Annotated in this window: 14 protein-coding genes; 3 read left to right on the top strand and 11 right to left on the bottom strand. The window is 72.6% G+C overall.

Annotated features, from left to right (window positions below):
* Positions 1 to 87 precede the first annotated feature (87 nt).
* The 3 genes from ABZU75_RS13435 to ABZU75_RS13425 all read left to right on the top strand — a co-directional run bounded on the left by ABZU75_RS13435 (position 88) and on the right by ABZU75_RS13425 (position 2,880).
* The gene (locus tag ABZU75_RS13435) at positions 88 to 996 is read left to right on the top strand and encodes an ABC transporter ATP-binding protein (protein ID WP_355553278.1); all 909 of its coding nucleotides are present in this window, start codon (positions 88 to 90) and stop codon (positions 994 to 996) included.
* A 26-nt stretch (positions 997 to 1,022) separates the two neighbouring features.
* Positions 1,023 to 1,832, top strand: a complete 810-nt coding sequence (locus tag ABZU75_RS13430) for an ABC transporter permease (RefSeq protein WP_355553275.1) — start codon at positions 1,023 to 1,025, stop codon at positions 1,830 to 1,832.
* A gap of 145 nt (positions 1,833 to 1,977) precedes the next feature.
* Positions 1,978 to 2,880 (top strand): DMT family transporter, encoded by a 903-nt coding sequence (locus ABZU75_RS13425; RefSeq protein WP_355553272.1) that lies wholly within the window; start codon positions 1,978 to 1,980, stop codon positions 2,878 to 2,880.
* A 9-nt stretch (positions 2,881 to 2,889) separates the two neighbouring features.
* Here ABZU75_RS13425 and ABZU75_RS13420 read toward each other — a convergent pair whose 3' ends face one another.
* From ABZU75_RS13420 to ABZU75_RS13370, 11 genes are all read right to left on the bottom strand, one after another.
* On the bottom strand, positions 2,890 to 3,543 hold the full coding sequence (locus ABZU75_RS13420; protein WP_355553269.1) for a GntR family transcriptional regulator: 654 nt from the start codon (positions 3,541 to 3,543) through the stop codon (positions 2,890 to 2,892).
* Positions 3,544 to 3,723: 180 nt separating this feature from the next.
* Positions 3,724 to 4,431 (bottom strand): ABC transporter ATP-binding protein, encoded by a 708-nt coding sequence (locus ABZU75_RS13415; protein WP_355553266.1) that lies wholly within the window; start codon positions 4,429 to 4,431, stop codon positions 3,724 to 3,726.
* The gene (locus ABZU75_RS13410; RefSeq protein ID WP_355553263.1) at positions 4,424 to 5,320 is read right to left on the bottom strand and encodes an ABC transporter ATP-binding protein; all 897 of its coding nucleotides are present in this window, start codon (positions 5,318 to 5,320) and stop codon (positions 4,424 to 4,426) included. Before ABZU75_RS13410 ends, ABZU75_RS13415 begins: the two co-directional genes overlap by 8 nt.
* Entirely contained in the window at positions 5,317 to 6,279 is a 963-nt protein-coding gene (locus ABZU75_RS13405) for a branched-chain amino acid ABC transporter permease (RefSeq protein WP_350918949.1), read from the bottom strand. Before ABZU75_RS13405 ends, ABZU75_RS13410 begins: the two co-directional genes overlap by 4 nt.
* The gene (locus tag ABZU75_RS13400) at positions 6,276 to 7,169 is read right to left on the bottom strand and encodes a branched-chain amino acid ABC transporter permease (protein WP_350918946.1); all 894 of its coding nucleotides are present in this window, start codon (positions 7,167 to 7,169) and stop codon (positions 6,276 to 6,278) included. Before ABZU75_RS13400 ends, ABZU75_RS13405 begins: the two co-directional genes overlap by 4 nt.
* Positions 7,166 to 8,341, bottom strand: coding sequence for a branched-chain amino acid ABC transporter substrate-binding protein (locus tag ABZU75_RS13395; protein WP_355553258.1), 1,176 nt, complete (start codon positions 8,339 to 8,341; stop codon positions 7,166 to 7,168). Before ABZU75_RS13395 ends, ABZU75_RS13400 begins: the two co-directional genes overlap by 4 nt.
* Before the next feature lie 284 nt (positions 8,342 to 8,625).
* Positions 8,626 to 9,627, bottom strand: a complete 1,002-nt coding sequence (locus ABZU75_RS13390; RefSeq protein WP_350954498.1) for a proline racemase family protein — start codon at positions 9,625 to 9,627, stop codon at positions 8,626 to 8,628.
* 36 nt (positions 9,628 to 9,663) lie between these two features.
* Complete coding sequence (locus ABZU75_RS13385; RefSeq protein WP_355553254.1) at positions 9,664 to 10,557, bottom strand: dihydrodipicolinate synthase family protein; 894 nt, start codon at positions 10,555 to 10,557, stop codon at positions 9,664 to 9,666.
* A gap of 22 nt (positions 10,558 to 10,579) precedes the next feature.
* Positions 10,580 to 12,007 carry an FAD/NAD(P)-binding oxidoreductase gene (locus tag ABZU75_RS13380; protein WP_355553251.1) on the bottom strand — a complete coding sequence of 476 codons (1,428 nt, stop codon included), beginning with the start codon at positions 12,005 to 12,007 and terminating at the stop codon, positions 10,580 to 10,582.
* A gap of 7 nt (positions 12,008 to 12,014) precedes the next feature.
* Positions 12,015 to 12,338 carry a (2Fe-2S)-binding protein gene (locus tag ABZU75_RS13375; protein ID WP_355553248.1) on the bottom strand — a complete coding sequence of 108 codons (324 nt, stop codon included), beginning with the start codon at positions 12,336 to 12,338 and terminating at the stop codon, positions 12,015 to 12,017.
* Between the two features lie 13 nt (positions 12,339 to 12,351).
* Positions 12,352 to 13,515, bottom strand: coding sequence for an FAD-binding oxidoreductase (locus ABZU75_RS13370; RefSeq protein ID WP_355553245.1), 1,164 nt, complete (start codon positions 13,513 to 13,515; stop codon positions 12,352 to 12,354).
* Positions 13,516 to 13,533 lie beyond the last annotated feature (18 nt).

Genomic DNA, 13,533 nt, shown 5'->3' with positions numbered 1-13,533 from the left:
AGGGCCGGAACTCCTGGCCGGTATGGAGCGGCCCGGACGCGTGGTCCGGGAACATGACCGGCGGCCGCGGTCCCTAAACTCGTGGCCATGGAATCCCCAGCCGTCGAGATCGTCGACCTGGTCAAGAGATACGGCGGAACGACCGCTATCGACGGCCTGACCTTCAACGCCGCCCGAGGCGCGGTCACCGCCGTGCTGGGCCCCAACGGGGCCGGCAAGACCTCCACGCTGGAGATCTGCGAGGGATTCCGCCGGGCCGACGGCGGCAGGGTGAAGGTGCTCGGACTCGATCCGTCCAGGCCGGAGCTGCGGGCCAGGGTCGGGGTGATGCTCCAGGCGGGCGGCGTTCCCCCGGCGACCCGCTGTGGGCAGTGGCTGCGGCTGATGGCCCGCTTCCACGCCCACCCGCTCGATCCCGCGGCGCTGTTGGAACGGCTGGGGCTGACCGAGCACGCCCGCACCCCGTACCGGAGGCTCTCCGGCGGCCAGCAGCAGCGCGTGTCGCTGGCCGGAGCGGTCATCGGCCGTCCCGAGCTGGTCTTTCTCGACGAGCCGACCGCGGGCCTGGACCCGCAGGCCAGGCACGCCTGCTGGGAGCTGGTACGCGAGCTGCGCGCGAGCGGGGTCTCGGTGGTGCTCACCACCCACCACATGGAGGAGGCGGAGAAGCTCTCCGACCAGATCGTGATCATCGACCGCGGCCGGGTGGTCGCCGAGGGCACCCCCTCCTCCCTCACCGGCGCCGAGCGGCAACTGCGCTTCCGTGCCCGCCCCGGGCTCTGCCTGGACGAGTTGCTCGCCGCGCTGCCCGTCGGCAGCTCGGCCAAGGAGTCACCGGCGGGGCACTACATCATCGAGGGTCAGGTCGTGCCCGGCCTGCTGGCCACCGTGACGACCTGGTGCGCCGCCGAGGGCGTGAGCACCGACGACCTCAGCATCGAGCGGCGTACCCTGGAAGACGTCTTCCTGGAGCTGACCGGGCGCGAGCTCCGGTGACGCTCCCGGCACCCCCCTCACCACGCATGGATCCGGGCGCGGCCCGAGCCAGACCACAGGAGAGCCGCTTGACCACCCTGGACCTCACCCCGGCCCCCGGAGCCGCGCCGCTGCGCCGGATGGTGGCGGCCCAGACGGGCGCGGAGATCCAGGCGATGCTCCGCAACGGCGAGCAGCTGCTGCTCACGATGATCATCCCGGTGCTGCTGCTCGTCGGCCTCTCGGTCGCCCCGATCATCGACGTGGGCGGCGGTTCCCGCATCGACTTCATGGCCCCCGGAGTGCTCGCGCTGGCCGTGATGTCCACCGCCTTCACCGGGCAGGCCATCGCGACGGGCTTCGAACGCCGCTACGGCGTGCTGAAGCGGCTGGGCGCGACCCCGCTGTCGCGGACCGGGCTGATGCTGGCCAAGACGCTCGCGGTAATCGCCGTGGAGGTCATCCAGGTCACGGTCATCTGCGGGGTGGCGCTCGCCCTGGGCTGGCGCCCGGCGGGCTCGCCGCTCGCGGTGCTGCTGCTGGTCGTGCTGGGCACCGCCGCGTTCAGCGGGCTCGGCCTGCTGATGGCCGGCACGCTGCGCGCCGAGGCCACGCTCGCCGCGGCGAACCTGGTCTACCTGGTCCTGCTCGCCTGCGGCGGGATCGCCTTCCCGCTGACCAGGTTCCCCGAGCCGGTACGGCCGGTGCTGGAGTCACTGCCGATCTCCGCGCTGAGCGGAGGGCTCCGCGCGGTCCTGAGCGAGGGGGCGGGACCGCCTCTCGCCGCGCTGGCGGTCCTCGCGGCGTGGGCCGCGGTGTCGCTCTTCCTGACCTCGCGAACCTTCCGCTGGGAATGATGTGACCTCTCCGGTTCGTGGTGGCCCGTCCCATGGCGGCCGTCCTCTTTCCTGAGCCCGTCTCGCATCGCGGACGTCGCTGAAAACGGGAGCCCCCGGCAAGTAAGGTGCCATTAACTATTTTGCGCCTGGCACAAGGAGTGTCGTGACCGCCGAAGCCCTGCCTGGGCCCGCCGAGCCCCGCAGACCGGGAGCGCTGCTGAGGGCCGCCTCCGACGCCATCCCGCCCTCCGGGCTGGTGCTGCTGGCCATCCTGTCGGTGCAGGTGGGCGCGGGTTTCGCCAAGGACCTGTTCTCCCAGCTGCCACCGAGCGCGGTGGTGTTCCTGCGGATCGCGACGGGTGCGCTGATCATGGGGATGATCGCCAGGCCCCGGCTGAAGGGACTGACCCGGGCGGACCTCGCGGCGGGCGCGGCCTTCGGCCTGACGCTTGGCCTGATGAACCTGTCGTTCTACGAGGCGCTGGCCCGGCTGCCCATGGGCATCGCGGTGGCGATCGAGTTCCTCGGGCCGCTCGGTGTCGCGGTGGCGGCCTCGCGCCGCCGCCTCGACCTGCTCTGGGTCGTGCTCGCCGCCTCCGGCGTGGTGCTGCTGGCCCCGTGGGGCACCTCGGCCTCCAGGATCAGCTGGGCCGGAATCGCCTTCGCCCTGGTCGCGGGGGCCTGCTGGGCCGGCTACATCCTGCTGGCGGCCTCGGTCGGCCGGCGCTTCCCCGGGGCCACCGGCCTCTCCCTGGCGATGATCATCTCCTTCGTGCTGATCGCCCCCTTCGGGATCACCTCGGGCGGCGCCGACCTGCTCCGGCCCGAACTGCTGCTGATCGGTGTCGGGGTGGGCCTGCTGTCGTCGGTCATCCCCTACTCGATAGAGCTGGAGGCGCTGCGCAGGATGCCCAAGCGGGTCTTCGGCATCCTGATGAGCCTGGAGCCCGCGGCGGCCGCGCTGGTCGGCCTGCTGGTACTGGGCGAGGTGCTCCAGGTACGCGAGTGGGCCGCCATCGGCTGCGTGGTCATCGCCAGTGTCGGCGCCACCCGCGGCTCGCGCTGACCCGCGCCGCTACTCGGGGCGGCTGGCCCAGATGCCGCGTACGTGCCGGATGTGCTCGCGCATCAGCCGCTCGGTACCGCTCACGTCTCCCGCCGAGAGCAGGTCGAGCAGCGTGAGGTGCTCGCGGGCGGAGTCGACCAGGCCCCCCCGTTGGTGCAGGGCGGACAGGCCGTACAGACGGGCCCGGTTGCGCAGGTCGCGGACCACCTCCACGAGGTGGGAGTTGCCCGCCAGGGCGAGCAGGTCCAGGTGGAAACGGATGTCGGCGTCGACGTAACCGAGCAGGTCGCCGCGCTCGGCCGCGTCGACGATCGCCTGGGCCTGCGGGCGGAGCGCCTCGAAGTTCGGCGCGCCCACGGTGCCGGCCGGTCTGCCGGCCAGTTGCGACACCGTGGGCACCTCGATCAGCCTGCGGAGCTCGGTCAGCTCGTCCAGGTCGCGCTCGGACAGCTCGGTGACCCGGAAGCCCTTGTTGCGCACCGCCTCGACCAGGCCCTCCTTGGCCAGGTCGAGCATCGCCTCGCGCACCGGGGTCGCCGAGACGCCGAACTGGGCGGCGAGGGCCGGGGCGGAGTAGACCATGCCGGGTCTCATCTCACCGGTGATCAGTGCCGCCCTGAGCGCGTGCGCCACCTGCTCCCGCAGGCTCTGCCGCTCACTCACAGCCGGCAGGTCGGGCCGGCCGTCCGCCCTAGGAGCCATACCCAACCCTCTCGTGTCGCTCGTGTCCACACCTGGTGGGCCGAGCCCGCCACCTTCACATCCTCCCAGGCCATGCGCGTGCTCCCGAACACCCGGTGCCCTCATCCGGAAGGCACGGCACCGGCGGCGGCCCCGTCTCCCCTAACCCCCGCCGAGGTAGGCCTCGGCCACCCGGGGGTCCCGGCGGAGCTCGGCGGCGGGTCCGTCGAGGACGCACTCGCCGTTCTCGATCACGTAACCACGGTGCGCGATCCCGAGGGCGGCGACGGCGTTCTGCTCGACGAGCAGCACCGAGGTGCCCTCGGCGTTGATGCCCGCGATGAGTTTCATGACCGAGGCGACGACCAGCGGTGCCAGGCCCATGGACGGCTCGTCCAGCAGCAGCAGCCGGGGTCCGGTGACCAGTGCCCTGCCGATGGCGAGCATCTGCTGCTCGCCACCCGACAGCGTGCCCCCCTGCTGGGCGCGCCGCTCGGCCAGGCGGGGCAGCAGCTCGTACACGTGCTCGATCCGCCTGCGGATCTCCGCCTGGTCGCGGAGCAGGTAGCCGCCCAGCTGGAGATTCTCGTGGACGCTGAGCGTGCTGAAGATCCTGCGGCCCTCGGGGACGTGCACCAGGCCGCGGGCGGTGATCCTGTGCGGCTTCCGGCCGGTGATCTCGTGGCCGTCGAAGAGCACCCTGCCGCCGCTGGGGCGCAGCAGCCCCGAGACCGCGGCCAGCGTGGTGGTCTTGCCCGCACCGTTGTTTCCCAGCAGGGCGACGATCTCGCCCTCGGCGACGCCGAGGGACAGGCCGCGCAGGGCGTGCACGCCGCCGTAGTGGACGTTCAGCCGGTCGATGTCAAGCATGCGCGTCGCTCCCGGCCGAGTCCTCTTTCCCCGAACCGCCCTTCCCCCCGCTGTCCTTCCCCCGGGCGTCCTGCCCCGCGATCTCCTCCTCCAGCACGGTCTCCCCCAGGGCGGTCTCCTCCAGGGCGGCGGGATCGCCGCCGAGGTATGCCTCGATGACCGCCGGGTCGCGCCGGACGTCCTCGGGGCGGCCGTCGGCGATCTCCCTGCCGAAGTTGAGCACGACCACGCGCTCGGAGACCTCCATGACCAGCCCCATGTCGTGTTCGATGAGCACGATGGCCACGCCGAGCGCCTGGATGCGCCGGATCAGGTCGAGCATCTCCGCCTTCTCGCCGTGGTTGAGCCCGGCCGCGGGCTCGTCGAGCAGCAGCAGGTCGGGCCGGCGGGCCAGGGCGCGGGCGATCTCGGTGCGGCGCTGCTCGCCGTAGGGCAGGGCTCTGGCCTGCCCGTACCGGTCGCCGCGCAGGCCGACGAAGTCCAGCCAGTGGTGTGCCTGCTCGGTGCACTCGCGCTCGGAGCGCCGGTAGCGCGGGGTGTGCAGCAGGGCGTCCAGGACGCTCTGGCGCAACCACAGGTGCGATCCGGCACGCACGTTGTCCAGGACCGACAGCTCGCCGAACAGGCGCAGGTTCTGGAAGGTCCGCGCGACGCCCAGGCCCGCGATGGCCGAGGGCCGCAGTCCGGGCAGGTCCCTTCCGCGCAGGGTGATCCGGCCCGAGGTGGGCCGGTAGAAGCCGGTGACGCAGTTGAAGGCCGACGTCTTGCCCGCCCCGTTGGGCCCGATCACCGAGACGATCTCCGCCTCGCCCACCGAGAACGACAGGCCGTCGATGGCCACCAGCCCGCCGAAGGACAGGCGCAGGTCGGCCACGCTCAACAGGCTCAAGGGACCTCCTTGGAACGGGCCGGCCAGAGCCCCTGCGGGCGCAGCAGCATGAAGGCGATGAGCAGGACGCCGAAAAGGAAGAACCGGTAGTCGGCGAGGTCGCGCAGGATCTCCGGCAGGATGCTGATCACGACGGCCCCGACGACGACGCCGGGCATCGAGCCCATGCCGCCGAGGACCACGGCCATCAGCACCAGCGCCGACGACAGGAAGGTGAAGCTGCCCGGCGAGATGGCCGACAGGTGCGCGGCGAACAGCACCCCGGCCAGGCCGCCCCAGACCGCCCCCGCCACGTAGGCGGCGAGCTTGACCCGGTAGGTGTGCACGCCCATCGCCTCAGCCGCGTCCTCGTCCTCCCGGACGAAGCGCCAGGCCCGGCCCAGGCGGGAGCGGCCCAGCCTGGCCGCGCCGAGGACGGCCAGCGAGACGACGACCACGGTGAGGTAGTAGAAGGCCACCGGACCTTCGACCAGGTGCGGGATGCCGTAGATGCCCGAGGGGCCGCCGGTGACGTCCAGGTTGTTGGCGGTGATCCGGATGATCTCACCGAAGCCGAGCGTCACGATGGCGAGGTAGTCACTGCGCAGCCGCAGCGTCGGCGCGCCGATGACGATCCCGGCGACGACCGTGACCACGATCACGGCGGGCACCGTGGCGAGCAGCGGCAACTCCAGGCGGGTGGCCAGCACCCCGCTGGTGTAGGCGCCGACCGCGAAGAAGGCGACGTAGCCCAGGTCGAGCAGGCCGCAGTAGCCGACCACGATGTTCAGCCCGGCGGCGAGCATCACCGCGATGGCCGCGCTGGTCATGACCGACAGCGCGTACGGCGTGGCGTCGACGAAGGGGGCCAGCAGCGCGACCAGCAGCCCCGCGAGCCCGGCCCGGCGGTTCTGCAGCAGCTTCGAGGCCCTGCTGGGCGGTGAGTCCGTGCCGAGACGGCGGACCTTGGTCGCGCTCACACCCGCTCCGTCACACGCTCGCCGAGCAGGCCGGTGGGCCGCACCGTCAAAAACAGGATCAGCACCCCGAAGGCGAACACGTCCCGCCACTCGCCGCCCAGCCAGAACGTGCCGAACGACTCCAGCAGCCCGAGGAGCAGGCCGCCGAGCATGGTGCCGGGGATGTTGCCGATGCCGCCGATGACCGCCGCCGTGAAGGCCTTGAGGCCGATCAGGAAGCCCATCATGAAGTCGATCTTCCCGTAGTAGGCCCCCGCCATCACGCCCGCGGCCCCCGCCAGGGCCGAGCCGACGAAGAAGGCGCGGGAGATCACCGCGTTGACGTCGATGCCCATCAGCGCGCTGGTACGCGGATCCAGCGCGATGGCCCGCATCGCCCTGCCCTCGCGGGTCCGGGTGACCAGCAGGTTGAGCCCGGCCATCAGCAGCACCGCCACGCCGATCAGGACGAGTTGCTGCGGGGTGATCCTGGCGCCGAGGACCTCCAGCGAGGTACCGCCCAGCCGCACCGGGTAGACCCGGGGGTCGGCCCCGGCCACCGCGCGCATCCCGTACTCCAGGGCGAAGGAGGCGCCGACGGCGGTGATCAGCAGGGACAGCCGCGGGGCGCGGCGTAGCGGCCGGTAGGCGATCCGCTCCAGCGCCACCCCGGCCAGGCCGGTGACGACCATGGTCGCCAGGAGCACCGCGAGCAGCAGCGGCAGGGCCATGGCGGAGGACACGCCGCCGACCGCGCCGAGGATGGCGAAGCCGGCGAACGCGCCGAGCATGTACAGGTCGCCGTGGGCGAAGTTGAGCAGCTTGATGATCCCGTAGACCATGCTGTAACCCAGGGCCACCAGGGCGTAGAACGAGCCGACGAACAGCCCGTTCCAGATGAGTTGCGTCACTTCAGGGAGTCCTGCAGGGCGAATTTGTCGCTCTTGACGACGAGGATCTGGAAGCCTCCGTTGGCCAGGGTGTGTTCGGGGGTGAACTTCAGCGGCCCGGAGAACATCGGGAAGCCGTCGATCGCCTCAAGCGCCGCGATGACCTTGGTTCCGTCGGTGCCGCCCGCCTTGGTGACCGCCTCCGCGGCCAGTCGTACCGCGTCGTAGGCCTGGTTGGAGTACGGGCCCGGCTCGGCACCGTACTTCTTCTTGTAGGCGTCGATCCAGCCCTCGGCGCCCTCCAGGGTGTCGGGGGTCTGGGTCATCGTGGCGTAGAGGCCCTCGGCGGCCTCGGCTCCGGCGATCTCGACCAGCTTGGGAGAGACCGAGCCGTCGCCGACCATGATGGACCCCTTGTACCCGGCCTGCCGGAGCTGGCGCGCGATCAGGCCGCCCTCCTGGAAGTAACCGGTCCAGTAGACGAAGTCGGGCTTCTTGGCCAGCACGTTGGTGATGTTGGCGCTGTAGTCGCTCTCCTTCGGGGTGACCGCCTCGGTGACTGCGGCCTCGGCCCCGCCGGGGGCCTCCAGCAGGGCTTGGGTGCGCAGCGCGATGTCCTTGGAGTAGCTGGTGTTGTCGTGCATCAGCGCGACGCTCTTGGACCCCTGCTTGGTGATCCACTTCTCCGCGGCCGCGGCCTGCTGGGAGCCGGTGCCGTTGATCAGGAAGACGTGCTTGAGCTTCTGGTCGACCAGCTCCTGGGAGTTGGCAGCCGGAATGATCATGGGAATGCCGGCCTTGCCGAAGATCGGCAGGGTGGGGAGCGTCGCTCCGGAGCAGTAGCCGCCCACCGAGACGTCGATTCCCTCGGTGACCAGCTTGTTGGCGCCGGCGGCGGCCGACTGGGCGTCACAGCCGTCGTCGGCGGTCTTCAGTTCCAGCTTGCGGCCGAGCACGCCGCCCTTGGCGTTGATCTCGTCGATCGCGAGCTGCGCCGCGTTGCTCATGTAGGGACCGATGGCGGCCTCGCTGCCCGACTGCGGGATCAGCATGCCGAGGACGATCGGCTCCTCCTTCCCGGCCGCGGTCTGCCCGGCGCCGTCACCACCGCCGAGCAGTCCCTGGCCACACCCGGTGACCAGGAGGCCGAGAACGGCCAGCGACGTGAAGGATTTCAGGGGGATGGCACGCATGTGCTGCTCCTCACATCTGGCGATGTGTGACATTGCACGTGCATTTCGAAGGACGCGTCAAGGCCCAAAACAAGATCGTTAGCGTTAGGACACCGCTTCTTCCGCAAGCTGCGACCCACCGGGACACGGATCGCCACCGGAGCCGGGAACGGTGACGTCTCCGCTGGTCAGACCGGGTACGACCGACTGCGGGCCAGCCGGGGGGCCGACCGGGGCCGACCGGCCGGAGAGCGGCGGGTCAGGCCCGGTCAATCCAGATGTCAGCAGGTCGGCGGGGTAGCGGGTCAGAGGAGGAAACCCTCGGGGAACGGGTCGCGGGGGTCGAGGAAGTACTGGGCGGTGCCGGTGACCCACGCCCGCCCGGTGATGGCGGGGACCACCGCGGGCAGGCCCGCCACCTCCGTCTCCCCGACGAGCCGCCCGACGAACCGGGTGCCGATGAACGACTCGTTCACGAAATCGGTGTCCATCGGGAGCTCGCCCCTGGCGTGCAGCTGGGCCATCCTGGCACTGGTGCCGGTGCCGCAGGGCGAGCGGTCGAACCAGCCGGGATGGATCGCCATCGCGTGCCGCGAGTGCCTGGCGTCGGAGCCCGGCGCCGTGAACTGCACGTGATGGCAGCCCCTGATACCGGGGGCCAGCGGGTGCACCGGCTCGTCCTGCTCGTTGATCGCCCCCATGACGGCCAGCCCCGCGTCGAGGATCCGCCGGCCGTGCGAGCGCTCGAACGGCAGGCCCACGGACTCGATCGGCAGGATCGCGTAGTAGTTGCCGCCGTAGGCGAGGTCGTAGGCGACCTCGCCGATGCCGGGCACCTTGACGACACGGTCCAGCCCCGCGCTGAAGGAGGGCACGTTGGTGATGGTCACCTCGGTGGCGGCCCCGTCCTCGACCCTGACCTCGGCGACGACCAGCCCGGCCGGGGTGTCCAGCCTGATGGTGGTGACCGGCTCGGCGACCTCCACCATCCCGGTCTCGACGAGGACCGTGGCGACGCCGATGGTGCCGTGCCCGCACATGGGCAGGCAGCCCGACACCTCGATGTAGAGCACGCCGTAGTCGGCGTCGGGCCGGGTGGGCGGCTGCAGGATGGCCCCGCTCATCGCCGAGTGGCCGCGGGGCTCGTACATGAGCAGGGTCCGCAGGTGGTCCATCTCGGCCAGGAAGTGCTCGCGCCGCTCGGCCATGGTCACACCGGGAATGACCCCCACTCCCCCGGTGATCACCCGGGTGGGCATGCCCTCGGTGTGGGAGTCCACCGCGTGGAAGACCCTCTTCGTCCTCATCGACTCTCCTCGCGAGAAAGGGAAAACGGGACCGGCCTACCGCAGGCCCTCGGCCAGGGCCTTCTCGGTGGCCGCGCGGACCGCGGCCTCCTGCTCGCCGGGGAGCCCGAGCCTGGGCGGGCGGCACGGGCCGCCGTGGCGCCCGGCCAGGTCCATGGAGAGCTTGATGGCCTGCACGAACACCGGTTTGGAGTCCCAGCGGAGCAGCGGGTGCAGCGCTCGGTAGAGCGGAAGCGCGGTGGCCGTGTCCCCGGCGGCGGCCGCCCGGTAGAGGGCGACCGTCGAGGCGGGCAGCGCGTTGGGGAAGCCGGCCACCCAGCCGACCGCTCCGGCGGTGACCAGTTCGAGCAGCACGTCGTCGGCTCCGGCCAGCACGTCCAGCCCCGGGGCCAGCTCGGCGATCTCGTAGATCCGGCGGACGTCGCCGCTGAACTCCTTGACGCCCGCGATCAGGCCCTCGGAGTGCAGGGCGGCCAGCAGGCGTGGGGTGAGGTCCACCCGGGTGTCGAAGGGGTTGTTGTAGGCCACCACCGGCAGACCGGCCCTGGCCACCTCGCGGTAGTGCTCCAGCACCGTCCTGTCGTCGGCGCGGTAGGCGTTCGGCGGGAGCAGCATCACCGCGCGGCACCCGGCCGCACCGGCCTGCTCGGCCCAGCGGCGGGCCTCCAGGGCGCCGTAGGCCGCGACGCCCGGCATGACGCGGTCGCCACCGACGGCCGCGACCGCGGTCTCCACCACCGAGGCCCGTTCCTGGGAGGTCAGCGTCTGGTACTCCCCCAGCGACCCGTTCGGCACGACGCCGTCACAGCCGGAGGCGACCAGCCACCGGCAGTGCTCGGCGTAGCCGTCCAGATCGACCGAGAGGTCCATGCGCAGGGGCAGCGCGGTGGCCACCGTCACGCCGTGCCAGGGTTTCACGCGGGTCGCCATGCTTCATCCTTCCGAGGGGGGTTCAAGCCGGTACGAAGTCAGGGGGCTCCGGCCCGTCCGGGTCGGGGAGGGTTCCCCGCCGGTCCGGGGAGGCCGGGGTCCGCGCGGCGAGGTCGCCGAGCCTGACGGGCTGGGCGATCGGGCGCCGGGGCGGCGCGGGATCCTCGCCGACGAGGCAGGCGACCGCGTAGCCGCACATCCGGCCCTGGCACCACCCCATCCCCGGGCGCGCCAGCAGCTTGACCGAGCGCGCGTCGACGGCGCCCATGGCCTGGGCCTCGCGTACCGCCGACAGGGGCACCTCCTCGCAGCGGCACACCAGCGTGTCGTCGCGGAGCCAGTCCTGCCAGCCCGGCCGTAGCGGGTAGGCGCCCTGCAGGGCTCGCGCGAAGGCGGCGAGCCGGTCCCTGCGCCGGGACAGGGCGGGGTCGGGCGGCGTGGGGCGGCCCAGGTCGGCGGCCGCGGCCCGGCCCGCGATCCGGCCCTCCACCTCGGCGAGCGCGGCCCCGCCGACACCGGTGGCCTCCCCCGCCGCGTAGACGCCGGGCACGCTGGTGCGCATGCCCGCGTCCACCGCGACGACCGGGCCGCCGTCGGGGTCGCGGCGGGTGGCGCAGTCCAGCTGGAGGGGCAGGTCGAGCCGGGGGACGAAACCGTAGCCGCAGGCGAGGGTGTCGCAGGCGACGGTTCTCGTCGAGAGCGGCCGCCAGGCGGGGTCCAGGCTCGCCACGGTGACGTGGGTCAGCGCGGTCTCACCGTGCGCGGCGATCACCGCCTCACGGCCACGGTAGGGAACCCGGTGGCGGGCCAGGCGCGCCACGTACCCGAGGGCCTCCGCCGCCCGGCCGGCGGCGAGCAGCGGATGCCTGGCGAGCCCGAACCTGCGGTTGGCCTCGTGCACGCCGAGCACCTGGGCCCCCGCGTCCGCCAGGCCCGCGGCGACCGGGAGCAGGAAGGGGCCGGTACCCGCGACCACGACCCTGCGGCCCGCGAGGACCAGGTCACCCTTGAGCAGTGCCTGCGCACCGCCCGCGGTGAGCACGCCCGGCAGGTCCCAGCCGGGGAACGGCAGCGGCCTGTCGTGGGCGCCGGTGGCGACCAGCAGCCCGCGCGCGGTCACCGTACGGGGCCGTTCCTCGCGGTCTCCCTCCAGGCAGCGCACGGTGATCGTCCCGTCCGCGCGCTCGACGGCCCAGACCCGCGTGCTCAGCAGTACCTCGGCGCGCTCGCGGAGCGTCTCCCACTGGCGGGTGAACCTGTCCAGGCCGTGGTGGAGCGCGCCGGGCCTGGCGGCGTGGAACCCCTCGGCGGGGCGCCGGAAGTACTGGCCGCCCGGTCGTCCGGCCCCGTCGACCAGCACGACGTCCAGCCCGGCCAGGGCGGCGGTGAGCGCGCCCGCGACCCCGGCGGGACCCGCGCCGACGACGGCCAGGTCGTGGATCTGGGTCATCGGCCGCTCACCGCCCCCCTCCGGCGCCGGGAACGTCCCGCACCGGAGCGTCCCCGGTGGTGACCAGGTCTCCTGGGCGGGCCTCGGTCAGGCAGGCACGCAGGGAGGGGACCCCGTTCACCGTGACCAGGCAGTCGAAGCAGACCCCGATGCCGCAGAAGAGCCCGCGCGGGCGCCCGCCGAACCTGGTGGTGCGCCACGAGCGGATGCCCGCGCCGTGCATGGCGGCGCCGACACTCTGGCCTGGGATCACCGCGACGGGGGCGCCGTCCACGCTGATCTCGAACTCCGGCTCCGGCCGCGCCCGCACCAGGCGGTACGGCCCCCTCATCGGACACCCTGGGTCATGACGCCTCCAGCGGGAAACGGTCCGGACGGAAGGGGGCGAGGTCCACCTCGGGGCGGAGTCCTGCCAGGAGCCGGGCGATCAGGTGGCCGGTGGCCGGGGCCAGGCCGATACCCGCGCCCTCGTGGCCACAGGCGTGGTAGAGCCCGGGGACCCGGGGATCCTCGCCGATCACCGGCAGGTGGTCGGGGCAGTAGGGACGGAAACCGCAGTAGGCCCGGATCACCCGGTAGGCCGCCAGGACGGGGAACAGCTCGACGGCCTGGCGGGCGAGGCGTTCGAGCACCGGCACGGAGACCGTGCGGTCGAAGCCGACCCGCTCGCGGCTGGCGCCGATGAGCACCGGCCCCGACGGGGTGCTCTCCACGACGGCGGACGTCTCCAGCCCCTCCGAGTCGCTGGCCACCGCGGTGACGTAGTCGGCGGTGTAGACCTTGTGCCTGATGAGCGGCCCGGCGAGTGGCTCGGTGACCAGGATGAAACCGCGCCTGGGCAGGATGGGTACGCGCACCCCGGCCAGCGCGGCGATCTCGCCGCCCCAGGTACCCGCGGCGTTGACGACGGCTCCGGCGAGGATGTCGCCGCAGGAGGTGGTGACGCCGGCGACCCGGTCGCCGGCGCGGAGGAAGCCGGTCACCGTGACACCGGTGCGCAGCATCAGGGCGCCGTGCCCGAACCGTTCCGCGCCCCGCCGGATGAGCCTGGCCGCCGCCAGCATCGGCTGCACCTGGGCGTCGTGCGGGTAGAACACGCCACCGGCGAGCCCTTTCGCCAGGTGTGGCTCGTAGTCGCCGAGCTCTCCGGCGGCGACGGCGACGCACTCGACGCCCTGCCTGCCCGCCAGGCCGGTGAGTGCCTCAAGCACCTCGTCCGTCTCGGCGACCACCAGGCCGCCCTTGGCCTCGAACTCGAACCCACCGTCGGGCCCACCGTCGGGCCCGTCGGCGGCCAGGTCACGCCAGAGCCGGTTGGAGAGCAGCGCCAGGTCGAGTTCGGGGCCCGGCTCCTTGTCGGAGACCAGCACGTTGCCCTCGCCCGCGCCCGTCGTGCCGCCCGCCACCGCCCCCCGGTCGACGACCACCACGTCCAGCCCCGCGCGGGCGGCGTAGTAGGCGCAGGCGGCGCCGACGACCCCGGCTCCGACGACCACGACGTCCGGCATGACTCACCTCGCTCCCGG

Origin of the sequence: Streptosporangium sp. NPDC005286 (assembly GCF_040607515.1) — a bacterium.
Taxonomy (GTDB): domain Bacteria; phylum Actinomycetota; class Actinomycetes; order Streptosporangiales; family Streptosporangiaceae; genus Streptosporangium.
This window is presented reverse-complemented; position numbering and strand designations above follow the sequence as displayed.